Source organism: Caulobacter sp. GW821-FHT10E02, from assembly GCF_059415225.1.
Genome location: NZ_JBWKMV010000003.1, coordinates 98,264 through 120,136 on the forward strand (window position 1 = coordinate 98,264; position 21,873 = coordinate 120,136).

The window sequence follows — 21,873 nt, forward strand, 5'->3', positions numbered from 1 at the left end:
GGGAGTGGAAATCACCACCCCTCCGGCGGCCGGCTCATCCGCGCCTCCGGAACCAGCGCCCGCATCTTCCGGCCGAAGCTGCGCAGGCTCACCTCGCTCGTCGCCAACGGCCCCGCCGTGAACGTCCGCGAGGCCATGCCCTGCTGCACGCGCGCCACCAGCTCGGTGTCCTCGGCATTGACCTGCCGGTTGATGCGCCAGTTCAGATAGCGCGCCGCCTTCATCTCCCGCCGCTCATCGGGCAGGGCGTAGGCGATCTCGCGGATCATGGTCTTTTCGGCCGAAACCGGGATGAACTGCATGAAGTCCACCTGGTCCGGATAGATGTCGAAGGCGAAGTTCGGCCAGAGCTTGAAGTAGGTCCACAGCCGCTTGCGGTCGTCCGGCAGATGCGGGACGTCGGGCAGCAGGTCCTGGTACAGCCGCTCGGACGGGCTCTCGGACGGTTCGTCGATCAGCTGGCCCCACATCTTGTCGACGAAGGTCTTGGCCTCGACGCCGTAGCCCTTGCCGAACAGCCGCGTCAGGCCGGGGTGGGCGACCGGGATGTGCAGGCCGTCCGAATAGTTGTCGCTGATGTTCTTCCAGTTGACCTCGCGCGGCCGCAGGGTGACGCGGCCGAACGGTTGCAGCTCCTCGAAGCGGTAGTGGGCGACCTCGTCCTCGTAGGGGGCCATCATCGTGGCGACGCTGGGGCCCTCACCCTCGATCCGCACGAAGACGAAGCCGCGCCAGATCTCGGTCTCGATCCTGGCCAGGCCCTGCTTGTCCATCTCCAGCGCCGGATAGTCGTCGCGCATCGGCACGCCGATCAGCCGGCCTTCCAGGTCGTAGGTCCAGGCGTGGTAGGGGCAGACGATCCGGCCGCCGCAGCGGCCGACCGGCCCATCCAGCAGTCGCGCGCCCCGGTGGCGGCAGACATTGGCGAACGCCCGCACGCCGCCGTCCTTGCCGCGCAGCACCACCAGGCTCTCGCCCACGAAGTCGAAGGTGTGGAAGTCGCCGGCCTTGGGGATGTCGTTCAGGTGGCAGACAATCTGCCACGACGGCCGGAAGATCTTGTCCTGCTCCTCGCGGAAGAACCGCTCGGAGCCGTAGATCCAGCCGGGCAGGCCCCAGTCGGCCTGCGGGTCCTCGTTGGAGATGGCGGTCACCGCCCCACCACCGACAGCTTCAGCGCCGTGGCGAAGTCCTTGTCGCGCAGGATCTCGCGGGCGGCGTTGCGGCCGGGATTGCCCGAGACGCCGCCGCCGGGGTGCGCGCCCGCCCCGCACATGTAGAGGCCCTTGATCGGCGCGCGGTGGCTGGCGTGGCCCAGGAACGGCCGCGCCGCCCACAGCTGATCCAGCGACATGTGGCCGTGCATGATGTCGCCGCCGATCAGGCCGAACTTCCGCTCCAGGTCCAGCGGCGACAGGATCGTGCGACCCAGCACAGAGGCCTTGAAGCCCGGCGCCCACTTTTCCACGGTGTCGATGATCAGGTCGGCGGCGGCCTCGCGCTCGTCGTCCCAGCTGCGGCCGTTCGGCAGCTCGGGCGCGAACTGCTGGCAGAACAGGCTGGCCACGTGCTGTCCGGGCGGGGCCAGGGTGGTGTCGATGGTCGAGGGGATCAGCATCTCGACGATCGGGGCCTTGCTGATCCCATCGCCCTTGGCGTCGCGATAGGCGGCGTCCATGTAGTCGAGGCTTGGCGCGATCACGATGCCCGACTGGTGGTGCTCGGCGGTGTCCTTGCCGGGCAGGGACGTGAACGACGGCAGCTCCGACAGCGCCACGTTCATGCGGAAGGTGCCCGAGCCGTTCTTGTAGCCGTCGACCGTCTTGCGGAAGTCGGCGGTCAGGGCCGAGGGCGGCACCAGTTTCTTGTAGAGCAGGGACGGATTGACGTTGGCGCTGACGATCGGGGCCATGATCTGGCGACCATCGACCAGCTGCACGCCCACGGCCTTGGCGCCATCGACATGCACGCCCTCGACCGGCGCGTTCAGCAGGATCTCGACGCCCGCCGCCTCGCAGGCCTTGGCCATGGCCTGGGTGATCGAGCCCATGCCGCCGACCGCGTGGCCCCAGGCGCCCTTCTTGCCGTTCACCTCGCCGAAGGTGTGGTGCAGCAGCACATAGGCCGAGCCCGGGCTGTCGGGGCTGGCGAAGTTGCCGACCACGGCGTCGAAGCCGAAGGCGGCCTTGACCGCGTCGCTCTCGAACCAGCCGTCCAGCACGTCGCGGGCGCTCTTGGTGAAGAGATCGAGGAGGTCACGCTTGCGCTGGCGCGACAGCATGGCCAGGCGCCCGCCCTGGCGCAGGCCGCGCAGCAGACCGTGCAGGCCGTCTCCGAGGTTCGGCGGCGTTTCCTGGGCGAACTCGCGCAGCACGTCGCCGATCTCGTCCAGCATGGCGTAGTAGGCCGGCAGCACCTCGGCGTCGCGATAGCTGAACTTGCGGAACTGCTCCTGGGTGCGCTCCAGGCCCCCGCCCAGCTTCAGGTACTTGTCGTCGCTGATCGGCAGGAAGTTGGAGATCGGCCGCTCCAGGAACGTCAGGCCGTAGCCGTGCAGGCCCATGTCGGCGATGACGCGCGGGTTCAGCAGGCTGACCGTGTAGCTGGCCACGGAGTTGCGGAAACCGGGATGGAACTCCTCGGTCACCGCCGCCCCGCCGACCACGCCGCGCGCCTCGCAGACCGTGACCTTCAGCCCGGCCTTGGCCAGGTAGAAGGCGCAGACCAGGCCATTGTGGCCGCCGCCGATGATCACGGCGTCGCGGGTGGTGGTCTCGGCCATTTGGTGTCTCTCCCCAGAGTAGGTGGAGAGGTTGCTATACGATCGTACAATAGGCAAGCGGCCGCGTCTGGGACGCGGCCGCTCCGCCGTCAGGCTGCCTTGACGCTGGGCCGTTCCTGCACGCGTTGACGCCACGCGCTCAGCGCCGTGCAGTCCTCCGGCACGTCGATCTGCGCGAAGCCGGCGAAGACCAGGCCGCCCAGCACGGTGATGTCGGCCATCGAGAACGCGTCGCCGGCCACGTAGGGGCGGTCGCGCAGCACGCCGTCGAAATAGCGCATGCCGGCCACGGCCCGCTCGCCCTGCTTGCGGCCAAAGGCGTCGCGGCCGGTCCAGCCGGCCTTCTTGCCGTCCTCGATCGCCGCGCCCAGGCCCGGGGTGGCATAGTGGAAGTAGTCGGCGACCGCGTCGATCAGTTCGGCCTCGGCGCGCTTCTGCATCATGTGGATCACGGCCTTCTCGCGCGGGGTCGCGCCGGTCAGGACCGGCTTGCCGTCGAGATTGTCCACATATTCGGTGATGGCCGTGCATTCCGAGATGAACACGCCGTCGTCCAGTTCCAGCACCGGCACGGCGCCCGACGGGTTCTTGGCCAGGAAGGCGGCTTCCTTGTGCTCGCCGGCCGGCAGGTCAACCTTCACGAACTCGACCTGGTCGGTCAGGCCCTTCTCGCCCAGGGCGATGCGGACGCGCAGCGGGTTCGGGAAGCCGGGGATGTCGTGGATCTTCATGGGGTCTCTCCTCGTATCTACCTATCGATAGGTAGGTGGCGAGATGGGTAGAGGCTTCCCTTGGTCGGAGTCAACGTCTATCTACTGATAGGTAGGAGTACCGATGAGCACGACCGACACCCGCGAGACGATCATGCAGGCGGCTCAGGCGGCCGTGCAGGCCAAGGGCTACAACGCCTTGAGCTTCCGCGAGCTCGCCAAGGAAGTCGGCATCAAGAGCGCCAGCATCCACTATTATTTCCCGACCAAGGGCGACCTGGGCGGCGCGCTGGCGCGGCGCTACACCGACAATGCGGTCGGCTATTTCGACAAGCTGATCGCCGACGGCGGACCGATCGACGAGACGTTCCGGCGCTATGTGGCGGTGTTCCGGGCGGCGCTGCAGAACGACAACCGCATGTGCCTCTACGGGGTGATGGCCGCCGAGTATGGCGACCTGCCGGAGGCGGTGCGGCTGGAGGTCGACGCCTTCAGCCAGGCCAACGTGGTGTGGCTGGTGAAGCTGCTGGGGCCGAGGCATCCGGAGCTGGACGAGACGGCGTTGCGGGACCGCGCGCTGGCGATCTTCGCGGCGATCGAGGGCGCGCAACTGGTGGCGCGGGGACGCGGGGACATCGCCATCTTCGACCAGACCATGGCGGCCTACAGCGCAGCGGGGCTGACGCCTTAGCGGACGCCAAAGCACCCCTCCCTTGTCATCCCGGAAAGCGCGCAGCGCTTGTCCGGGACCCAGGGGCGGCCGGCACAGCGTTCACGCACCCCCTGGGTCCCGGACAGCCTCTACGAGGCTTCCGGGATGACAAGAATTAGTGAGCTTACCCCCGCTCCGCCTTCCCCCGCGCGGTCAGCCAGTACATCACCGGCGTCGCCACACGGCTCAGCAGCGTACTCGTGATCAGCCCGCCGATGATCGCGATGGCCAGCGGCGAGTACAGTCCCGACCGCTCCAGGGCCAGCGGCAGCAGCCCCCCGATCGCCGTCACGCTGGTCAGCAGCACGGGCAGGAACCGCACCTCGCCGGCCTTCTCGATGGCGTCGTGCAGATTCATGCCCTCGCGGCGCAGCTGTTCGGTGAAGTCGACCAGCAGGATCGAGTTCTTGATCTCGATGCCGATGAGGGCGATCACGCCGATCGTGGCGGTGAACGACAGCGAATAGCCGGTCAGGGCCAGGGCCAGCACCGCGCCGAACACCCCGAACGGGATGATCCCGGCGACCACCAGGGCGGTCTTGAACTTCTGGAATTCCAGGACCAGCACGGCCAGGATCCCGAACACCGCCACCAGCACCGCGGCACCCAGCCCGGCGAAGCTTTCCGACGCGGCCTCGGCCTCGCCGCCCAGCGACAGGCGGTAGCCCGGCGGCAGGGGCAGGTCCTTGTTCAGCCGCGCCAAGGCGTCCTCCGTCACGCCCGAGGCCAGGAAGCCGGTGCGGACATACGAGCTCACGGTCACCGTCCGCTCGCGGTCGAAGCGGTCGATGCGCGAGGGGCTGGACTTCAGGCGCGGGGTGGCGACGGCGTCCAGCGGCGCGGCCATGCCGTCGGCGGTCGGGACATAGACCCCCTTCAATGCCGAGAGCGGATTGCGCGCCGCGCCATCGGCCTGGGCCATCGGCAGCCGCACCCTGACCGCGTAGTCGTCGCCGTCCGGATCGCGGAAGCGGGCGGTCTCCTCGCCGGACAAGGCCAGGCGGGTGATGCGCCGCGTGGCGCCGGCCGGCACGCCCAGGGCGGCGGCCTTGGCTTCATCGACCCCGAGGTCGAGGTCGGTGCGGTCCAGGCGCACGGGGTTGGTGACGTCGCGGGTGCCGGGCGTGGCCTTGAGGATCGCCTCTGCGCGGGCGGCCAAGGCTTTCAGCACGTCGAGGTTCTGGCCCGTGAGGCGCACGGCCACCGGCGCGTCGATCGGCGGGCCGTTCTCGAAGGTCAGCACGCTGATCCGCGCGCCGGGATAGTCGTTGAAGTCCTTGCGCAGGCGGTCGAGCACCTGCTCGCTCTTGCCCGGCTCCCAGCGCTTGAGGCTGACGAACACCTCGGCGAAGGTCGTGGCGCTTTCCCGTTGGCTGCGGTTGTAGAAGATCTGCGGATTGCCCCGGCCCAGATTGGCGGCCTCCCAGGCGACGTCGCGCTCGGCCCGCACCCGCTTCTCGACATAGCGCAGCGCCTGGTCGGTGCGGGCCAGCGATGCGCCGTCGGGGGTCTCGATGCGGATCAGGAACTGCGGCGTCTCGGCGGCCGGGAACAGGCTTGAGCCGACCAGCTTCACCAGCGGGAAGGTGGTCAGGCAGATGGCCAGCAGGATGGCCATGGCGACCCACGGCCGGGCGAGAGCCCGGTGCAGCATCGGCCGGTAGAAGCGGTGGATGCCGTCATTGACCGCCCGCAGCAGGGCGTTGCCCTCGGGGTCCGAATGCTTGTCCAGCAAACGGCTGGCCAGGAACGGGATGATGGTCATCGAGACCAGCAGCGAGGCGGCGATCGTGCACAGCACCGTCACCGGCAGCGACTTGATATAGGCCCCCGACCCGGCCGGCAGGGCCATCAGCGGCAGGAAGGCCAGCATCAGGGTCGCCGTGCAGCCCAGCACCGCCAGGCTGATCTGGCGCGTGCCGTTGATCGCCGCCTCGACCCGGTCCTCGCCCTCGCGCACCCGGCGGGCGATGTTCTCGGTGATGACGATGCTGTCGTCGACCAGCAGGCCCAGCGCCAGCACGAAGCCGGCGATCGACAGCTGGTTCAGGGTGAAGCCGAACGCCTGGAGCAAGGTGAGCCCGATCAGCAGGCTCAGCGGGATCGACACCATCACCACCAGGCCGGCGCGCGGCCCCAGCGGCAGCAGGGTGATCAGCACCAAGGCCAGGGCGATGGCGAAGTCGCGGAACAGGTTGTTCAGCCGGTGCTTGACGTTCTCGGCCTGGACGAAGCCGCGCTCCATCTTCACCCCGGCCGGCAGGGTCTTCTCGTAATCGTCCAGCACCTGTTGCACGCCGGCGGTGATCTTGGCGACGTCCTGGCCGTCCTTCTGGTTGACGGTCAGGAACACGGCGCGCTTGCCGTTGAAGCGGGTCAGGTGGGTGGGCTCGGCCTGGGCCCAGGCGACCTGAGCGACGTCGCGCACGCGGGTGACCTGGCCGCCGATGGCCCGGACCGGCGTGTCGCCGATGGTGGCGAGGTCATGGAAGGCCCCGCCGGACTTGACGTTGAAGCGGCGCTCACCGGCCTGGACGGCTCCGATCGGCGCCTCGGCCCCGGCCGCCTTCAGGGCGTCGACGACAGCGGTGGGCGGCAGGCGCAGGGCCGACAGACGGGCGAGATCCAGCGTCACCTGCACCTCGGACGGCGGCGCGCCCCAGTACTTGGCCTCGCGCACGCCCGGCACCCGGTCCAGCCGCTCGCGCAGGCGGTCGGCGGTCTTCTCCAGCCGGCGCATCGGCAGGATGTCGGAGGTCAGGGCGACCTGGACGATCGACACCTCGGTGGTGCGGATCCGCTCGATCTCCAGCCGCTGGACGCCGGCCGGCAGGTTGCCGCGGATGGCGTTCACCTCGCGTACGACCTGGTCGAACTTGCGCTCGGTGTCGACGTCCCAGGTGAAGTGGACGCGGATCACCGCCGCCCCGTCCACGGCGGTCGACTCGACCTTGTCGATGTCGTCGAGGCCGTCGACGGCGTCCTCGATCGGGTCGACGATCAGCTGCTCGATCTCCGACGGCTCGGCCCCCGGCAGCAGCGCGCGGACGATGACGATCGGCGTCGGGAAGTGCGGGTCCTCCGAGCGCGGCACGTTCAGGAAGGCGTTGACGCCCAGCATGATCAGCAGGCCGAAGGCGACCAGCGTGAACTGCCAGCGACGGACGGCGAAGGTCGCGAGATCGAACGTCACGGCCTTATTGTCCCAGGCGCTTGGGATCGATGACCCGGACGGCCTCGCCGTCAGCGACGAAGCCGGCCCCGGCGGTGATCACCTGGGCGCCGTCGGGCAGGCCCGAGACCAGGGCGTCGTCGCCGTCGAAGCCGCCGAAGCCGATGGCCGTGCGCCGGGCCTTGCCGTGGTCGAACCGGTAGACGAAGGCGCGCTGGCCGGTCGCTTCCAGCACCGCCTCGGCGGGGATGCGGGCATAGGCGCTGGACGTTCCAGGGGCGCGGACCGACAGGCTGGCGTGGGCGACCTGGCCGCTGCGCAGGCTGGGCGGCGGCGCGGAGAGCTCGATCTCGACGCTGATCGCGCCGGTGCGGGTGTCGGCGGCCTCGCCGACGCGGGTGACGCGGCCGGAGAGCGACTGGTCCGCGAGGTCCTCGACCTTCACTTGGGCGGCGTCACCAACTCGGACGCGGGAGGCTTCCCGAGCGGAGAGCGGCAGGCGCAGGACCAGCGGGCTGGAGAGGTCGGCGATCCGCGCCACCACCTGGCCGGCGGCCACGACCTCGCCCGCCTGGGCGCGGCGTTCCAGCACCACGCCTGAAGCCGGCGAGACCAGGCTGGCCCAGCGGCGGTCGAAGCGGGCGGCGTCATAGGCGGCCTGGGCGGCCTTCAGGGCGCTCTGGCGGTCGTCGATGCGCTGGCGGCTGACATAGCCTTTGTCGAAGAGAGCCTTGTCGCGCTCGATGTCGCGATGGGCGCGCTCAAGGTCGGCCACGGTCTGCTGCTGGCGGGCGTCGACCCCGGCCGGATCGATGGCGGCGACCAGTTGGCCGGCCGAGACGCGGTCGCCGGCCTCGACCTTCATGGCGGTCAGGACGCCGGGGATGCGGAACGACAGCGCCATCTCGCGGCGGCGCTCCAAGGTGCCGGCCCCGGTCACTGAACCGGCCGCATCAGGCGCGGCCACCACTGCGGCTTCGACCGGCGTCGGCTGCGTCGCCGTCTCGGTCTTGGGCTTGCCGCCACAGGCCACCAGCGCCGTCGTCATCAGCAGCGCCGCCAGGGGAGGGAGCGGGGTCCGCCACATAAGCTGTTCCAAATCGATCGATGATAAGTTATCAGTGATTGATAGCGATTGCTTGTCAAGCTTGGAGAGCAGTGGTCAACGAACCGAGATGAAGACTCCGCAGACCCGTTCCCCGCGTAAACCCAAGGGCCAGGGCGCCGAGCGCCGCGAGGAGATCCTCGACGCCGCCCAGAGCCTGTTCGCCCAGAAGGGCGTCCACGCCGTCTCGACGCGCCAGATCGCCGAGATCGCCGGCATCTCGCAGCCGGCCCTCTACGCCTATTTCACCACCAAGGACGACATCGCCGCCGAACTGTGCGTGCGGGCCTTCGCGATCCTGGGCCAGCGGATGGACGAAGTCCGCGTGGACTACGTCCCGACGGCGGAGAACTTCGAACGCTGCCTGCGGGTCTATATCGACTTCGGTCTCGACCACCCCGATGCCTACCGCGTGGCCTTCATGCTGGAGAAGAGCGTCGACGGGTCGTTTCTGGAAAAGACTGGCGGAAAGCCGATGGCGGCCGGCAAGCAGGTCTTCGCGGTGTTCGTCGAGATGGTCAGCGAGTTCCACGCGCGGGGCGAGACGGTCAGCGCCGACCCCATGGCCGCGTCCCAGGTGCTGTGGGCCGGGCTGCACGGCCTGGTCTCGCTGCTGATCGCCCGGCCGGAGTTCCCGTGGATCGAACGCGAGACGCTGATCGCCACCCATGTGGCCATGCTGCGTCGAGGGGCGTTGAAGTAAGGCTCCCGCGTCTCTAGATGAGCGCCTCGCTTTTCGAAGGATCCCCCATGGCCAAGCTCCTGCCGCTCCAATCGTTCAGCCTGCAGGAAACCGAGGACGGCTACCGCCTGCTGGTCTCGGCCATCGGCGGCGAGTCGATCTACGTCTCGATCACCGCCGACCAGATGGACGACATCATCGACAGCCTCGAGAACGCCATGGGCGGCGAGGGTGAAGAGGGCGCCGAGGACGACGGGGAGTTCTAACTCCCCGCCGCACATTTCTTGTCATCCCGGAAGCCTCGCAGAGGCTGTCCGGGACCCAGGGGGTGAAGGATCGCGGTGCGCGCCGCCCCTGGGTCCCGGACAAGCGCTCCGCGCTTTCCGGGATGACAAGATGAGTGGCTAATCAGCCCTCGCCGTCGAGGAACAGGTAGATCGCCGCGATCTTGCCCTCGCGGGCCAGGATGAAGTCCACCCCCGCATAGCGCGGCGGCTCCCCGGGTGGGCCCGAGACCCAGGCGACCATGCCGCTGTCGGCGTTGGCCTGGGCCGGACCGGTCTCGGTATAGGCGAAGGTCGGGTGCGAGGCCCGCACCACGCCGGCCATCTCGACGATGGCGTCGCGACCGCGATAGGTCGAACCCTTCGGACCGTGGAACACGACATCCTCGGCGAAGATCTCGTCGGCGACCGCCCGGCGGCGGTCTTCGTCGCCCTCGCCGAACACCTCGTGCAGGTTGCGGGTCAGCAGCTGTTCGATGGTCATCTCACCGCTCCTCAGACCTGGGTCATGCCGCCGTCGACGAACAGCTCGGCGCCGGCGATGAAGCTGGCGTCGCTGGACGCCAGGAAGGTGACGGCCTTGGCGATCTCGCTCGGGTCGCCGACGCGGCCCAGCGGGATCTGGCTGGCCATGAAGTCCAGCAGGCCTTGCTGGGCGACGGCTTCGGGACCGGCCAGCTCGACCAGGCCCGGCGTCTTGATCGGCCCCGGCGAGACGACATTGACGCGGATCTGGCGGTCCTTGAGGTCCGCGGTCCAGCCGCGCGCCAGGTTGCGTACCGCGGCCTTGCTGGCGCCGTAGACGCTGAAGGCCGGCGTGCCCTGCACCGCCGCCGTCGAGCCCATCAGGACGATGGCGCCGCCGTCGCGCAGCAGGGGCAGGGCCTTCTGGACGGTGAAGATCACGCCCTTCACGTTGCGGCCGAAGATGTCCTCGTAGTGCTCCTCGGTGATCGCGCCCAGGGGCAGCATGTTGCCGCCGCCGGCATTGGGCACCAGCACGTCGATGTGGGCGTGGCGCTGCTGGATGGTGTCGTACAGCTTGTCGAGATCGGCCAGCTTGGAGGCGTCGCCCTGGACGCCGGTCACGTCGCCGCCGATCGCCTTGACGGCCGCGGCCAGTTCGGCCTCGCGGCGGCCAGTCACGTAGACCGAGGCGCCCAGTTCGGAAAAGCGCTTGGCCGTGGCCAGGCCGATCCCGCTGGCGCCGCCGGTCACCACCACCACCTTGCCTTCGAAAGTCTTGCTCATCGTCTTTGTCCTTGTTGCGCCGGCGGGGCGTCCGTCGGTGAAAACAGGATGCATCCGGGACGAAAAGCGGAGTAGACGGGTAAATCGGCTCTCAGCGTTCCACTGGTGAGACAATGCCTGTCGACCTCAACGACTACGTCCTGTTCGCCGAGGTGGTGGCCCATGGCGGCTTCGCGGCGGCGGGGCGGGCCCTGCGCCAGCCGAAATCGACCCTGAGCCGCCGGATCGCGGCGCTGGAGGCGCGTCTGGGCGTGCGCCTGATCGAGCGCTCGACCCGCCGCTTCCGCGTCACCGAGGTCGGCCAGGCCTTCCACGAACGCTGCCGCCTCCTGATGCTCGACGCCCAACAGGCCGACGCCGTGGTGGCCGAGGCCCTGAGCGAACCGCACGGCCTGGTGCGGTGCAGCTGTCCGGTCGGTCTGGTCGAGGCGCTGTCGCCGACCTTCCAGGCCTATATGGCGCGCTATCCGAAGGTGCGGCTGCAGATCGTCGCGGTCGATCGGCCCGTGGACCTAATCGCCGAACGCATCGACGTCGCCGTCCGCGTGCGCCTGACCCTGGACACCGACGCGGCCCTGACCATGCGGACGCTGGGCCGCTCGACCCGGATCCTGGTGGCCGACCCGAAGCTGGCCATGCGCTGCGCCGGCCAGCCCTTGTCGGCCCTGGCCGAACTCCCGACCTTGAGCCCCACCGATCAGATCGGCGAGCTGGAGTGGGAGCTTCTCGATCCTGACGGCGAGGCCCGGACGGTCAGACACACGCCGCGTATGACCTGCGGCGACTTCGGCGCCCTGCGCGACGCCGCCGCCGCCGGCCTGGGCATCGCCTTCCTGCCCGACCACGCCTGCCGCGAGCTGCTGGAGGCCGGGCGGCTGGTGCGGGTGTTCCCGGACTGGAGCAGCCGGGTGGGGATCGTGCATGTGGTGTTCACGACGCGGCGGGGACTGCCACCGGCGGTACGGTCGTTGATCGACCAGCTGGCCGACGCGTTCCGGCGCGGCGGGGTCACCGACTAGTCAGGGCCCGCAACTCCGTCAGAGCCCGACCTAGAGACGCCCGCTTGGTCGCCGCGCCCAGCGACACCCGCAACCCTTCACCGACCGCACACGGCGCGCGGAAGGCGTCGGCCCCAACCAGCGCCAGGCCCCGGTCCTTGGCGGCCGGAGTCGCTGTCGCACCCGGCAGCCAGACGTGCAGGCTCTCCGCCCCACCGATCGCCGCCGGCAGTAACTCGGCCGCCAGGGCGCGACGGGCGACCGCTTCCTCGCGGACGCCGTCCAGCACTCGAGCGGCGACACCTTCGCGGATCCAGCTCGTCACCACGGCCGCCATCAACGGCGCGGGCATCTGGGCGATGGCGTGCAGGGCCTCGGCGGCGCCTTCGGCCTGACCCGGCGGGGCGACGATATAGGCCACCCGCAGACCCGGCGAGAGCGCCTTGGCGGTGGTGGCGACGTGGAACACGCCTTCGGGCCACAGGTTGGCCAGAGCCGGCGGCGGCGCGGTCGGCAGCAGGCCGTAGGCGTCATCCTCGACGATCGTCATCCCGGCCGCGCGGGCGATCGCCACGACCGCCTCGCGCCGCGCCAGCCCCATGGTCGCCGCCGTTGGGTTCTGGAAGGTCGGGGTGCAACACAGCAACCGTGGGCGATGCTGCGCCACCAGCCGCGCCAGGGCCTCGGGCTCCAGCCCCTCGGCGTCCATCGGGCAGGCCACGACGGTCAGGCCGCGCCGGGCGGCGGTGGCCAGCAGGCCCGGATAGGCGAAGGCCTCGGCCAGGATCACATCGCCCGGCGTAGTCAAGTGATCCAGCAGCGCCGACAGCGCCGTCTGCGCCCCGCTGGCGACGATCACCCGCGCGGGATCGACCTCGCCCAGGCTCGGGGCCAGCCAGACCGCGCCGGCCGTGCGCTGGGCCAGGGAGCCGGCGCCGGGGTGGTAGGCCATCAAGGTCGCCGGATCGGTGCGGGCCAGGATCGCGCCGGTGGTCTCGCGCAGCAGGGCCGCCAGGTTCAGGCCGGCCGGCGGCGGGGGCAGGTTCATCGACAGGTCGACCAGCCCCGCCTCGTCCTCGATCGTGCGCGAGCGGATGAAGGTGCCGCGCCCGGTGGTCCCCTCGATCAGGCCGCGCTCGCGGGCCAGGGCGTAGGCGCGAGTCACCGTGGTGAAGTCGATTCCGACAAGACGGGCGACTTCCCGCTGTGCGGGGATCTGGTCGCCGGCCTGCAGCTCGCCGTCGGCCACGGCGGTCTCCAGGGCGATGGCGATGCGGCGATAGGCGGGGCCGTCCAGGGCCTCGATGCGACGCAACCACGCAGCGGCCGGATTCGGTGATCCCTTAGTTGCGGACATGGGTCGATTTCCATACATTACTCTCACAATGTATGGATCAATCCTGCGATTGTAGGAAGGGGCCACCGATGGCCGACTATGAAGTTTACGACTCCCCGACGCCGATCGAGGCCGGTTTCAAGTGCTGTTGCCCGCGCTGCGGCGAGGGCAAGCTGTTCCAGGGCTTCCTGAAGCTGGCGCCGAAGTGCGACCGCTGCGGGCTGGACTACAGCTTCGCCGACCCGGCCGACGGCCCGGCCTTCTTCGTGATGAGCGGCATCGGCATCGTGGTGATCGGCATCTTCGCCTGGGTTGAGGTCACCTATCACCCGCCGCTGTGGGTGCACCTGGTGACGGTGTTCCCGGCCCTGATCATCGGCTGCCTGGCCACCCTGCGCCCGGTGAAGAGCTGGCTGGTCGCCTCGCAGTACATCAACAAGGCCGAGGAAGGCCGCTTCGAGAGCCTGGGCCGCCACGACTTCGACTCGCGGCGGCTCTAAGCGGCTGGAGGCTTAGACCCCCAGCGACCCCGCCACCTGGCGCGTGGCCGCGTTCAGGCGGTTCCAGACATTGATCGCCGAGATGGTCAGCAGCAGGCCCGCCAGCGCCTTTTCGTCATAGTGGCGGGCGGCCTCGCTCCAGACCTCGTCCGACACCGGGTCGGCCTTGTCGGCGACGCGGGTCACGGCCTCGGCCAGGGCGAGCGCGGCGCGTTCAGCGTCGGTGAAGTAGGGGGCGTCGCGCCAGCCAGCGACGGTGGCCAGACGCTCGGCGCTCTCGCCGGACTTCACCAGGGCGCGGGCGTGCATCTCCAGGCAGACGCCGCAGCCATTGATCTGGCTGACGCGCAGGTGCAGCAGTTCGTGCAGGCTTTCCGGCACGCCCTCGACATGGGCGGATTTGCCGAGGGCGATCAGGGCCTTCATGGCGTCGGGGATCAGGAAGGCGGGCTGGATCATGCGGGCTTGCATCGAGGTCTCTCCTTGCGGTGTGTTGACGCCGCCGGTCACATCCGGCGGCTTGCGTTCGTCGAAGAGGTGACGAAGCCCGACGGAGCGATGTGACCGATGTCCGAAAAGAATTTCCTCGCCGACCGATTTGAAGCCGATCGCACGCGCCTCCGCGGCGTGGCCTACCGCATGCTGGGCTCGCTGCCCGAGGCCGAGGACGCGGTGCAGGAGGCCTGGCTGCGTCTCTCCCGCGCCGACACGACCGGCGTCGACAACCTGTCGGCCTGGCTGACGACGGTCACCTCGCGCGTCTGCCTGGACATGCTGCGCAGCAAGAAGTCCCGCCGCGAGGACGCGATCGAGGACGGCGCGCCCGAGCCGGCCGTCACCGCCGAGGACGCCATCGAGCGCGAGACGATCCTGGCCGACTCCGTGGGCCTGGCCATGCTGGTGGTGCTGCAGACCCTGACGCCGGCCGAGCGCATCGCCTTCGTGCTGCACGACCTGTTCGACCTGCCGTTCGACCAGATCGCCCCGATCGTCGAGCGCACGCCCGACGCCGCTCGCCAGCTGGCCAGCCGCGCCCGTCGTCGGGTGCGTGGCGGCGATGCCCTGGACGCCGGCCAGACCGTCCAGAAGAGCGTGGTCGACGCCTTCCTGCTGGCCTCGCGCACCGGTGACCTGGCCGGGCTGATGGCGGTGCTCGACCCGAACGTCGTGGTCCGCGCCGACGCCTTCGCCGGCGGCGGCCAGACCCGCGAGCTGCGCGGCGCCGAGAAGGTCGCCGACTTCTACAACGGCCTGGCGGTCTCGGGCCGCACGGCGCTGGTCAATGGCGCGATCGGCGCGGTCGTGGCCCCGATGGGCAAACTCTACGCGGTGCTCGACATCAAGATCGTCGACGGCAAGGTCGTCGAGATCACCGTCACCGGCGATCCGGAGCGCCTGGCCGGGGTGGAGGTCTCGGCAGTCTAGCGTGGAAAGCTGGCCAGGTCGAACAGCGCCGGCGGCAGCATCATCTCGGCCGTCGTCGGCGGCTTGTCGACGACGCTGATCGCGACATAGGTCGTCTGGCCGACCCGGCCGCCCTCGACCATCTTCAGCACCGGGCCTTCGTCCATCCGGCACTCTTTGTGGAAGCCGTCCGAGAGGCCCGGCGCGGTGTCGTACCAGGCGCAGGTGTGGCCCAGGATCGTCTCGTCCGGGAGGTCCAACCGCCGCTCGCCGAGGGACATGACCACGCCCGGTCTGGCCATGATTGAGGCGCTGACGGGAACGCCGTCGCGACCAAGGCTCGCGCGGGCCTGGAAGCCGGCGGAGGCCAGGACGCTGGAAATGTCGCGCGAGCCGTCAGGCCTGCGGGTGTCCGTGTAGCGCCAGTCGCCGCGGGCGCGGATTGTTCGGCTTCCGCCTTCGCTGGACAGGAAGACCTGCCAGCCGTCGTTGGTGGGAGCCGTCGGCGCCCAGGCGCGGGGATCATACGCCGCCGACGGCTGGACCTCGGCTGGCGCCACGGGCGCGCGCGAGACGCTGATCGCCTCGGCCGGATAGCCCAGGTCCGTGCCGGACGTGCTGATCGAGCGGCGCGACAGCTCGACGCCATCCGATGTGACGCAGCCCAGACGGCGATAGGTGGGCTTGCCGTCCTCCAGGCCCCGATAGATGTCCCACTCCTCGCAGCGCTCGCCGGCCACCTGCTGCATGCGGCCCGTCGGAAAGCTGCGGTAGTCGGTAGAGCGGGCGGAGAGATCAGGTCGGGTCAGGCCCAGATAGCCGGCCGTGACATCGACGGCCACGCCGCTGGGGCGGTGGACGTAGCTGCTGCGGGTGACGTCGCCGTCCTGGATATCGATCCGCAGCCACGGGCCGTGCTGGCGAACGGTGTGACGGACGGGGCGCAGCGGGCCGCTTTCCTGCGTCGCCAGCACGACCGTGAAGTCGGCCTTACCCGGCGAGAAGACCCCCGTCAGCCCGGCCAGCCGACTGGCGTCGAGCTGCGGCTTTGGAGCTTGCGCACCCGCCACGCCACCGGCCGCCAGGGCGACGGCCAGGACGAGTGTTCCGATCCGACGCCCCATCCCCGGCGGCTACTTCAACAGCGCCTGACCCCGCCGGGTCAGCTCGTCCTTGATCTTGCCGGCGGCCATGCCCAGCAGGCCGGGCAGGCTGATGTCGAGGCGGGCGTGGTCCTCCAGCACCTGGACGACGCCGGTGATGGTCGAGCCCATGGCCACGGCCGAGAAGTTCAGCACGTCGCCGGCCCAGCTCTGGGTGAAGCCCTTGGCGTCGCCGCCGGGGATCTGGCCGGCCAGCTGCGCCAGGCCCTCTTCCAGGCGGCGCTTGGCCTCGGCCGCGCCCAGCTGGTGGGGGATGTTGATGCTGACGGTCTTGGCCATGGTCGGTCCTCTTGGAAGTGCTCCGGCGGAAACGCGGCCGGAGCAGCCTGGGTTCTATACGTCCGAATCTGGCGCAGTGCACGGCCAAGGTCGTCTTCATCAGATGAGGGACGACATGACCGACTTCGCCATGACCCAGACGTTCAACGCGCGCCGTCCTCGCTTCGTGCGTCCCGGTCGTCCGGGCGGCGTGCTCGGCGCGATCAACTACGCCGGGGTGCTGCTGGTCTGGGCGGTGCTGTTCTTCGTCGATCGCCCGCTGGCTTTGAAAGTGATGGCCGAGCGCCGCGCCGACTCGCCGATCCCGCGTCACTGGGGCTGGTAGGGCGCGGCGAAACGCGGCATCCCTGCGGGCATGTCGATCGCCGTCTCCGCTCGCCCGGTCTCGCATCTCCTGAAGGCCCCGTTCCGCATCTCGCGCGGGGTCAAGACCGCCGCTGACGTGGTCGAGGTGACCGCCTCGGCCGACGACCATATCGGGCATGGCGAGAGCGTGCCCTACGGCCGCTACGGCGAGACGGTCGACAGCGTGCTGGCCCAGCTGGAGCCGGCGCTCGCCTCGGCCGATGTCGAGGTCGCCTGCGCCGCCCTGCCGCCCGGCGCGGCTCGCAATGCGCTGGACCTGGCGCTGTGGGACCTACGGGCCAGGCGAACCGGCGTCAGCGTCGCCAGCGCCACCGGCCTGCCGATCCCGAGCGCCTTGGTCACCGCCGTGACCGTCAGCCTGGATACGCCTGAGGCCATGGCCGAGGCCGCCCGCGCGGTGGCCGACGCGCCGCTGATCAAGATCAAGCTCTCGGCCGAGGACCCCGCCGCCCGCCTGCGCGCCGTCGCGGCCGCCGCGCCGGCCTCGCGCTTCATCGTCGATCCCAATGAGGGCTGGACCTTCGACATCCTGGACGGGCTGAAGGGCCTGCTGGCCGACCTGCCGATCGCCCTCGTGGAGCAGCCGCTGCCGGCGGACGCGGATCACGAACTCGAAGGCTGGGACCCGCCGTTCACCGTCTGCGCCGACGAAAGCGTTCATGTCGGCGGCGACCTCGCCGCGTTGAAGGGGCGCTACCAGGCGGTGAACCTCAAGCTCGACAAGACCGGCGGCCTGACCGAGGCGGTCGGCATGCTGAAGGCGGCGCGGGCCTTGGGCTTCCAGGTGATGACCGGCTGCATGGTGGCTTCGTCGCTCGGCGTCGCGCCGGCGCTGCATCTGGGCGGGGCAAGCGACTTCGCGGACCTGGACGGGCCGTGGTGGCTGGCGGTGGATCATCCTGGTGGGCTGCGGGTGGAGCGGGGGCGGATCACGCCGCCGAAGCCGGGGTTCTGGGGGGATGGGGTAGAAGCCCACGATCTCTGGCTAGACTAGCTCTCCTCCCCCTTTGGGGGAGGGGGACCGCCGAACGGCGGTGGAGGGGCCCTGTGCGGCGGCCAATGCACAGCCGCTTCGCGGACCCCCTCCGTCTCGATGCGTATTCGCATCGATCCACCTCCCCCTAATGGGGAGGAGAGATCAATTGGCGACCGCCGGCGCGATCCGCGTATTGCCGGTATCCACCCTGCCGCCACAGTCCTCGCACCGCACCTCCGGCTCCAGCCGCGCCCCGCAGCGATGCGTCAGGATTTCAGGATTTCCCTCACTTCCAGCCAACCACCGATCGCCCCACGCCATCAGCGCCGCGACTAGCGGGAACAGGTCCCGGCCCTCGGTGGTCAGCCGGTATTCCCACCGCGCCGGCCGCTCCTGGTACAGCACCCGCTCCAGCATTCCCCGCTCCACGAGCCGCGCCAGGCGGTCGGTGAGGATGTTGCTGGCGACCTTCAGTTCGTCCTGGAAGTCCTTGAACCGGCGCACGCCGTAGAAGGCCGCGGCCAGGACGTGGGCGGTCCAGCGGTCGCCGAGCACCTCGATCCCGCGCTCCAGCATCGGGTGCAGGCCTTCGCCGCCGACGTCGTCGGAGCTGGCGCGGCGCGAGTGGCGGGCGCGGGGGGCGGGCTCCAGACCGGCGCCAGGGCCGGGCGAGAGGGTGATGTCGCGCACCTTCACCGCCTCGCCGCAGGCCTTGCAGACCAGGACGGGCTTCAGCGGCTGGCCGCAGGACTCGTGGACGATGCGGTGCGAGGGGCAGTCGGGGTCGAGCCGCCAGCGCATCTCCCAGCCCAGCAGCATCAGGGCGGCGTCGTAGAGGTCGCGGCCCATGGCCGTCAGCCGATATTCGGAGCGCGGCGGGCGGTCCTGGTAGAGCCGCCGCTCCAGCACCCCGCCGGCCTCCAGCCGCTTGAGGCGGTCGGTCAGCAGCGAGCGGGCGACGCCGGTCATCTCCACGAAACCGTCGAAGCGTTTGACGCCCATGAAGGCGGCGTACAGCACCAGCAGGGTCCAACGGTCGCCGATCAGGTTCAGCGCGCGGGCGGCTGAACTGCGGCGGACAAGGGCGGGGGCCTTCTGGGGGACCATGGCGGCTTGGTGGGCCGCTTCGGCTTGGCGAGTCAACTTCGGTTCAAACCGTTGTTCGTCAAAGTCGTGGACTCGCCATAGGTCGCTTGTATAATCGAACTAACTAGACATCGGGAGGTCGGCGCATGGTCTATGTGCTGGGCGGCTGGCAGAGCGACTTCGCCGCCAACTGGAGCCGCGAGGGGCGCGATCTGGCCGACGCCTTCGGCGAGGCCGTGGGGGAGGGGCTGGCGGCCGTCGATCTGGACCCGGAAGACGTCGAGACCGGCCATGTCGGCAACTTCGCCGCCGAGCTGTTCGCGGGCCAGGGCCTGCTGGGCGGCCTGTTCGGCCTGGTCCACCCTGCCTTCGACGGCCTGCCGACCGCGCGGCACGAGGCGGCCTGCGCCTCGGGCAGCGTCGCCATCCTGGCCGCGACGGCCGAGATCGAGGCCGGCCGCTACGACCTGGCCTGCGTCGTCGGCATCGAGCAGATGCGCAACGTCCCCGGCCAGAAGGCCGCCGAGAACCTCGGCAGCGCCGCCTGGGCCGGCCACGAATTCCAGGACGCCCGCTTCCTGTGGCCGCGCGCTTTCTCCGACCTCGCCGACGAATATGACCGCCGCTACGGGCTGGACTACCGGCACCTGATGGGGATTTCCGAGATCAATTTCGCCAACGGCAAGCGCAATCCCAACGCCCAGACGCGCGGCTGGAACTTCGGGCCCGAGGCCTTCACCGTCGACGACGTCGCCAACCCGGTGGTCGAGGGCCGCACGCGCAAGCAGGACTGCGGCCAGGTCACCGACGGGACGGCCGTGGTGTTCCTGGCGTCGGAGAAGCGGGCGCGGGAGTATGCCGACAAGCGCGGGATCGCGCTGGAGAGCATCCCGCGCATCAAGGGCTGGGGCCATCGCTCGGCGCCGCTCAGCTACGCCCGCAAGGTCGAGGCTTCTCGTGACGAGGCGTATGTCTTCCCGCAGGTGCGCCGCGCCATCCTCGAGGCCCGCGCCCGGGCCGGGATCGCGCCGGACGTCTCGGGCATCGACGCGGTCGAGACCCATGACTGCTTTACCGCCACCGAATATATGGCCATCGACCATCTGGGCCTGACCGCGCCCGGCGAGAGCTGGAAGGCCGTCGAGGCCGGCGACATCGCCATGGGCGGCAAGCTGCCGATCAACCCGTCCGGCGGGCTGATCGGGACCGGCCACCCGGTCGGGGCCACCGGCGTGCGGATGCTGCTGGACGCGTGGAAACAGACCTCCGGCCAGGCCGGGGACTACCAGGTCGAGGACGCCCGGACAGTCCAGACCCTGAACATCGGCGGCTCGACCACCACTACGGTCAGTTTCGTCGTGGGGACCCATTGATGCCGTTTCTGACCTTGCTCGCCGTCAACGCCGCCGTGTCGGCGGTGGCCTTCCTGGCGCTCTGGGCCGTGTCCCTGCGGATTCGGGATGTCAGCTTCATCGACGCCTGGTGGGGGCCGAGCATGGCGCTCCTGGCCTGGAGCACCCTGGCGCAGCATCCGGCGACGCCGCACGGCCTGCTGCTGACGGGACTCTGCACCCTGTGGGCGGCGCGGCTGGGCGGCTATCTGTTCTGGCGCTGGCGCAAGCACGGGGCCGACCGGCGCTATGTCTCGATGCTGGCCCACGCCGAGAAGCATCGCGGCTGGAGCTTCGCCAAGACGGCGCTGCTGCTGGTGTTCTCGCTGCAATATGCGTTGGGGTTCGTGGTGGCGTTGCCGGTGCAGTTAGGTCAGCAGGGCGGGGCGCTGGGGCCGTTGGCGATGGCCGGCGCGGCGCTGGCGGTCGTTGGCATCCTGTTCGAGACGATCGGTGACTGGCAGCTGACCCGCTTCAAGGGCGATCCGGAGAACGCCGGCAAGGTCATGGACCGGGGGCTTTGGCGCTACACGCGGCACCCGAACTACTTCGGCGACGCCTGCGTGTGGTGGGGGCTCTATCTGGTCGCGGCCGAGACCGGGATCGGCGCCTGGAGCCTGCCGGGGCCGGTGCTGATGACCGTGCTGCTGACGCGGTGGAGTGGGGTGCCGACGACCGAGGGCAAGATGCGGAAGAGCAAGCCGGGGTATGAGGCTTATGTGGCAAGGACCAGTGGGTTCCTGCCGTGGTTTCCGAAGAAGGCCTGAGCGCTGAGCGCCCCCTCCGTCGCGGCGCGTATTCGCGCCGCGCCACCTCCCCCGTTTCACGCGTGAGGAGGAAGACTGCTGACCCTTCTCCTCCCCCGCCTGCGGGGGAGGTGGATCGCTGCGGATACGCAGCGAGACGGAGGGGGCGCTAAGCCCCCAGCTTCCCAATCAACGCCATCGCCGCCGCCGGATTTCGCACCTTCGCCCCAGCGATGAAGTACGCGAACACATCCCCGCGCTCGGCCCATTTCCGCGCTTGCGTCACCACCCCGTCCAGCTCCTCCGAGCTCATGCCCGTCGGCTCGTCCGGCTTGCTGGACATCAGCCGCGCATAGGTGAAGTCCGCCGTCGGCTGGTCGATGCAGGGCCAGGTCGGCTCCTCGTCGTCGACGGCGTAGACGATGGCCGCGCCGTACTTGGCGGCCAGGTCATAGAACTCCTGGCAGGCGAAGGTCGGGCTGCGGACTTCCAGCGCGTGGCACAATTGCACGCCGCCCTGTTCCTTTGGCAGCAATTTCAGGAAGCCCTCGAAATCTGCCGGATCGAACTTCTTGGTCGCCATGAACTGCCAGTTGATGGGGCCGAGCTTCGGGCCCAGCTCCTCCAGCCCCTGGGACAGGAATTTCTGCAGGGAGTCGTTGTTCTCCGACAGCACCTTGCGATTGGTGCAGAAGCGGCTGGCCTTGACCGCGAACACGAAGTCGTCGGGCGTCTCGTCGCGCCACTTCTGCCAGCTGTTGGGCTTGAAGGTCGAATAGTAGGTACCGTTGATCTCGATGCTGGTCAGCTTGGACGCGGCGTATTTCAGCTCGTCCTTCTGCTTGACGTCATCGCCATAGAAGGTCCCGCGCCAAGGCTCGAACGTCCAGCCGCCGATACCCGTCCGGATCACGCCCTTGGCCATGCTTG

23 protein-coding genes and 2 pseudogenes are annotated in these 21,873 nt (G+C 69.6%); 10 read left to right on the top strand and 15 right to left on the bottom strand.

Annotation, left to right across the window (positions count from 1 at the left end; translation table 11 throughout):
- Positions 1-11 precede the first annotated feature (11 nt).
- The 3 genes from AC07NI_RS15640 to AC07NI_RS15650 all read right to left on the bottom strand — a co-directional run bounded on the left by AC07NI_RS15640 (position 12) and on the right by AC07NI_RS15650 (position 3,513).
- A complete protein-coding gene (locus AC07NI_RS15640; protein ID WP_494620723.1) occupies positions 12-1,154 on the bottom strand; it encodes an aromatic ring-hydroxylating oxygenase subunit alpha in 1,143 nt (380 codons plus the stop codon).
- Entirely contained in the window at positions 1,151-2,782 is a 1,632-nt protein-coding gene (locus tag AC07NI_RS15645; protein WP_494620725.1) for a phytoene desaturase family protein, read from the bottom strand. Before AC07NI_RS15645 ends, AC07NI_RS15640 begins: the two co-directional genes overlap by 4 nt.
- 89 nt (positions 2,783-2,871) lie before the next feature.
- Positions 2,872-3,513: a glutathione S-transferase family protein gene (locus AC07NI_RS15650; RefSeq protein WP_494620727.1), complete on the bottom strand. Its 642-nt coding sequence runs from the start codon at positions 3,511-3,513 to the stop codon at positions 2,872-2,874.
- Positions 3,514-3,616: 103 nt separating this feature from the next.
- On the opposite strand from AC07NI_RS15650, the gene AC07NI_RS15655 reads away from it, so the two are divergent.
- Positions 3,617-4,183: a TetR/AcrR family transcriptional regulator gene (locus AC07NI_RS15655; RefSeq protein ID WP_494620729.1), complete on the top strand. Its 567-nt coding sequence runs from the start codon at positions 3,617-3,619 to the stop codon at positions 4,181-4,183.
- A gap of 145 nt (positions 4,184-4,328) precedes the next feature.
- Here the strand turns inward: AC07NI_RS15655 and AC07NI_RS15660 are convergent, their stop codons facing one another.
- Positions 4,329-7,397 carry an efflux RND transporter permease subunit gene (locus AC07NI_RS15660; RefSeq protein WP_494620731.1) on the bottom strand — a complete coding sequence of 1,023 codons (3,069 nt, stop codon included), beginning with the start codon at positions 7,395-7,397 and terminating at the stop codon, positions 4,329-4,331.
- Between the two features lie 4 nt (positions 7,398-7,401).
- The gene (locus AC07NI_RS15665; protein WP_494620733.1) at positions 7,402-8,475 is read right to left on the bottom strand and encodes an efflux RND transporter periplasmic adaptor subunit; all 1,074 of its coding nucleotides are present in this window, start codon (positions 8,473-8,475) and stop codon (positions 7,402-7,404) included.
- 76 nt (positions 8,476-8,551) lie between these two features.
- On the opposite strand from AC07NI_RS15665, the gene AC07NI_RS15670 reads away from it, so the two are divergent.
- Both AC07NI_RS15670 and AC07NI_RS15675 read left to right on the top strand, forming a co-directional pair.
- Positions 8,552-9,184 (top strand): TetR/AcrR family transcriptional regulator, encoded by a 633-nt coding sequence (locus AC07NI_RS15670; RefSeq protein WP_494620734.1) that lies wholly within the window; start codon positions 8,552-8,554, stop codon positions 9,182-9,184.
- A 47-nt stretch (positions 9,185-9,231) separates the two neighbouring features.
- Positions 9,232-9,429 (top strand): hypothetical protein, encoded by a 198-nt coding sequence (locus AC07NI_RS15675; protein WP_494620736.1) that lies wholly within the window; start codon positions 9,232-9,234, stop codon positions 9,427-9,429.
- 142 nt (positions 9,430-9,571) lie between these two features.
- Here the strand turns inward: AC07NI_RS15675 and AC07NI_RS15680 are convergent, their stop codons facing one another.
- Both AC07NI_RS15680 and AC07NI_RS15685 read right to left on the bottom strand, forming a co-directional pair.
- A complete protein-coding gene (locus AC07NI_RS15680; protein WP_494620738.1) occupies positions 9,572-9,931 on the bottom strand; it encodes a nuclear transport factor 2 family protein in 360 nt (119 codons plus the stop codon).
- Positions 9,932-9,942: 11 nt separating this feature from the next.
- Entirely contained in the window at positions 9,943-10,698 is a 756-nt protein-coding gene (locus tag AC07NI_RS15685; RefSeq protein ID WP_494620740.1) for an SDR family NAD(P)-dependent oxidoreductase, read from the bottom strand.
- 113 nt (positions 10,699-10,811) lie between these two features.
- Here AC07NI_RS15685 and AC07NI_RS15690 point away from each other — a divergent pair, with 113 nt between their 5' ends.
- The gene (locus tag AC07NI_RS15690; protein WP_494620742.1) at positions 10,812-11,717 is read left to right on the top strand and encodes a LysR substrate-binding domain-containing protein; all 906 of its coding nucleotides are present in this window, start codon (positions 10,812-10,814) and stop codon (positions 11,715-11,717) included.
- Here the strand turns inward: AC07NI_RS15690 and AC07NI_RS15695 are convergent.
- Complete coding sequence (locus AC07NI_RS15695; protein WP_494620744.1) at positions 11,707-13,071, bottom strand: aminotransferase-like domain-containing protein; 1,365 nt, start codon at positions 13,069-13,071, stop codon at positions 11,707-11,709. The genes AC07NI_RS15690 and AC07NI_RS15695 overlap by 11 nt on opposite strands.
- 50 nt (positions 13,072-13,121) lie before the next feature.
- On the opposite strand from AC07NI_RS15695, the gene AC07NI_RS15700 reads away from it, so the two are divergent.
- Positions 13,122-13,532, top strand: a complete 411-nt coding sequence (locus AC07NI_RS15700; protein ID WP_494620746.1) for a DUF983 domain-containing protein — start codon at positions 13,122-13,124, stop codon at positions 13,530-13,532.
- Positions 13,533-13,544: 12 nt separating this feature from the next.
- Here AC07NI_RS15700 and AC07NI_RS15705 read toward each other — a convergent pair whose 3' ends face one another.
- On the bottom strand, positions 13,545-14,003 hold the full coding sequence (locus AC07NI_RS15705; RefSeq protein ID WP_494620748.1) for a carboxymuconolactone decarboxylase family protein: 459 nt from the start codon (positions 14,001-14,003) through the stop codon (positions 13,545-13,547).
- A gap of 96 nt (positions 14,004-14,099) precedes the next feature.
- On the opposite strand from AC07NI_RS15705, the gene AC07NI_RS15710 reads away from it, so the two are divergent.
- Positions 14,100-14,957 (top strand): sigma-70 family RNA polymerase sigma factor, encoded by an 858-nt coding sequence (locus tag AC07NI_RS15710; RefSeq protein WP_494620750.1) that lies wholly within the window; start codon positions 14,100-14,102, stop codon positions 14,955-14,957.
- On the opposite strand, the gene AC07NI_RS15715 is transcribed toward AC07NI_RS15710, so the two are convergent.
- Both AC07NI_RS15715 and AC07NI_RS15720 read right to left on the bottom strand, forming a co-directional pair.
- Positions 14,954-16,060, bottom strand: coding sequence for a hypothetical protein (locus AC07NI_RS15715; RefSeq protein ID WP_494620751.1), 1,107 nt, complete (start codon positions 16,058-16,060; stop codon positions 14,954-14,956). The two genes, AC07NI_RS15710 and AC07NI_RS15715, sit on opposite strands and share 4 nt — an antisense overlap.
- A gap of 9 nt (positions 16,061-16,069) precedes the next feature.
- A complete protein-coding gene (locus AC07NI_RS15720; protein WP_494620753.1) occupies positions 16,070-16,378 on the bottom strand; it encodes a polyhydroxyalkanoic acid system family protein in 309 nt (102 codons plus the stop codon).
- A gap of 115 nt (positions 16,379-16,493) precedes the next feature.
- Here AC07NI_RS15720 and didA point away from each other — a divergent pair, with 115 nt between their 5' ends.
- Positions 16,494-16,703, top strand: coding sequence for a DNA damage-induced SOS-independent cell division inhibitor A (gene didA / locus AC07NI_RS15725; protein WP_494620755.1), 210 nt, complete (start codon positions 16,494-16,496; stop codon positions 16,701-16,703).
- 30 nt (positions 16,704-16,733) lie between these two features.
- Complete coding sequence (locus AC07NI_RS15730) at positions 16,734-17,738, top strand: dipeptide epimerase (protein WP_494620757.1); 1,005 nt, start codon at positions 16,734-16,736, stop codon at positions 17,736-17,738.
- Between the two features lies 1 nt (position 17,739).
- Here the strand turns inward: AC07NI_RS15730 and AC07NI_RS15735 are convergent.
- A pseudogene (locus tag AC07NI_RS15735) lies at positions 17,740-17,805 on the bottom strand (hypothetical protein); the annotation flags it as partial.
- Positions 17,806-17,882: 77 nt separating this feature from the next.
- Positions 17,883-18,827: a winged helix-turn-helix transcriptional regulator gene (locus tag AC07NI_RS15740; protein ID WP_494622236.1), complete on the bottom strand. Its 945-nt coding sequence runs from the start codon at positions 18,825-18,827 to the stop codon at positions 17,883-17,885.
- Between the two features lie 125 nt (positions 18,828-18,952).
- Here AC07NI_RS15740 and AC07NI_RS15745 point away from each other — a divergent pair, with 125 nt between their 5' ends.
- Together AC07NI_RS15745 and AC07NI_RS15750 are read left to right on the top strand one after the other, a co-directional pair.
- The gene (locus tag AC07NI_RS15745) at positions 18,953-20,179 is read left to right on the top strand and encodes an acetyl-CoA acetyltransferase (protein WP_494620759.1); all 1,227 of its coding nucleotides are present in this window, start codon (positions 18,953-18,955) and stop codon (positions 20,177-20,179) included.
- Positions 20,179-20,964: a DUF1295 domain-containing protein gene (locus AC07NI_RS15750; RefSeq protein ID WP_494620761.1), complete on the top strand. Its 786-nt coding sequence runs from the start codon at positions 20,179-20,181 to the stop codon at positions 20,962-20,964. The genes AC07NI_RS15745 and AC07NI_RS15750 overlap by 1 nt, the downstream gene beginning before the upstream one ends.
- A gap of 40 nt (positions 20,965-21,004) precedes the next feature.
- Here the strand turns inward: AC07NI_RS15750 and AC07NI_RS15755 are convergent.
- A pseudogene (locus AC07NI_RS15755) lies at positions 21,005-21,111 on the bottom strand (hypothetical protein); the annotation flags it as partial.
- Position 21,112: 1 nt separating this feature from the next.
- Positions 21,113-21,868: a DUF72 domain-containing protein gene (locus tag AC07NI_RS15760; RefSeq protein WP_494620763.1), complete on the bottom strand. Its 756-nt coding sequence runs from the start codon at positions 21,866-21,868 to the stop codon at positions 21,113-21,115.
- Positions 21,869-21,873 lie beyond the last annotated feature (5 nt).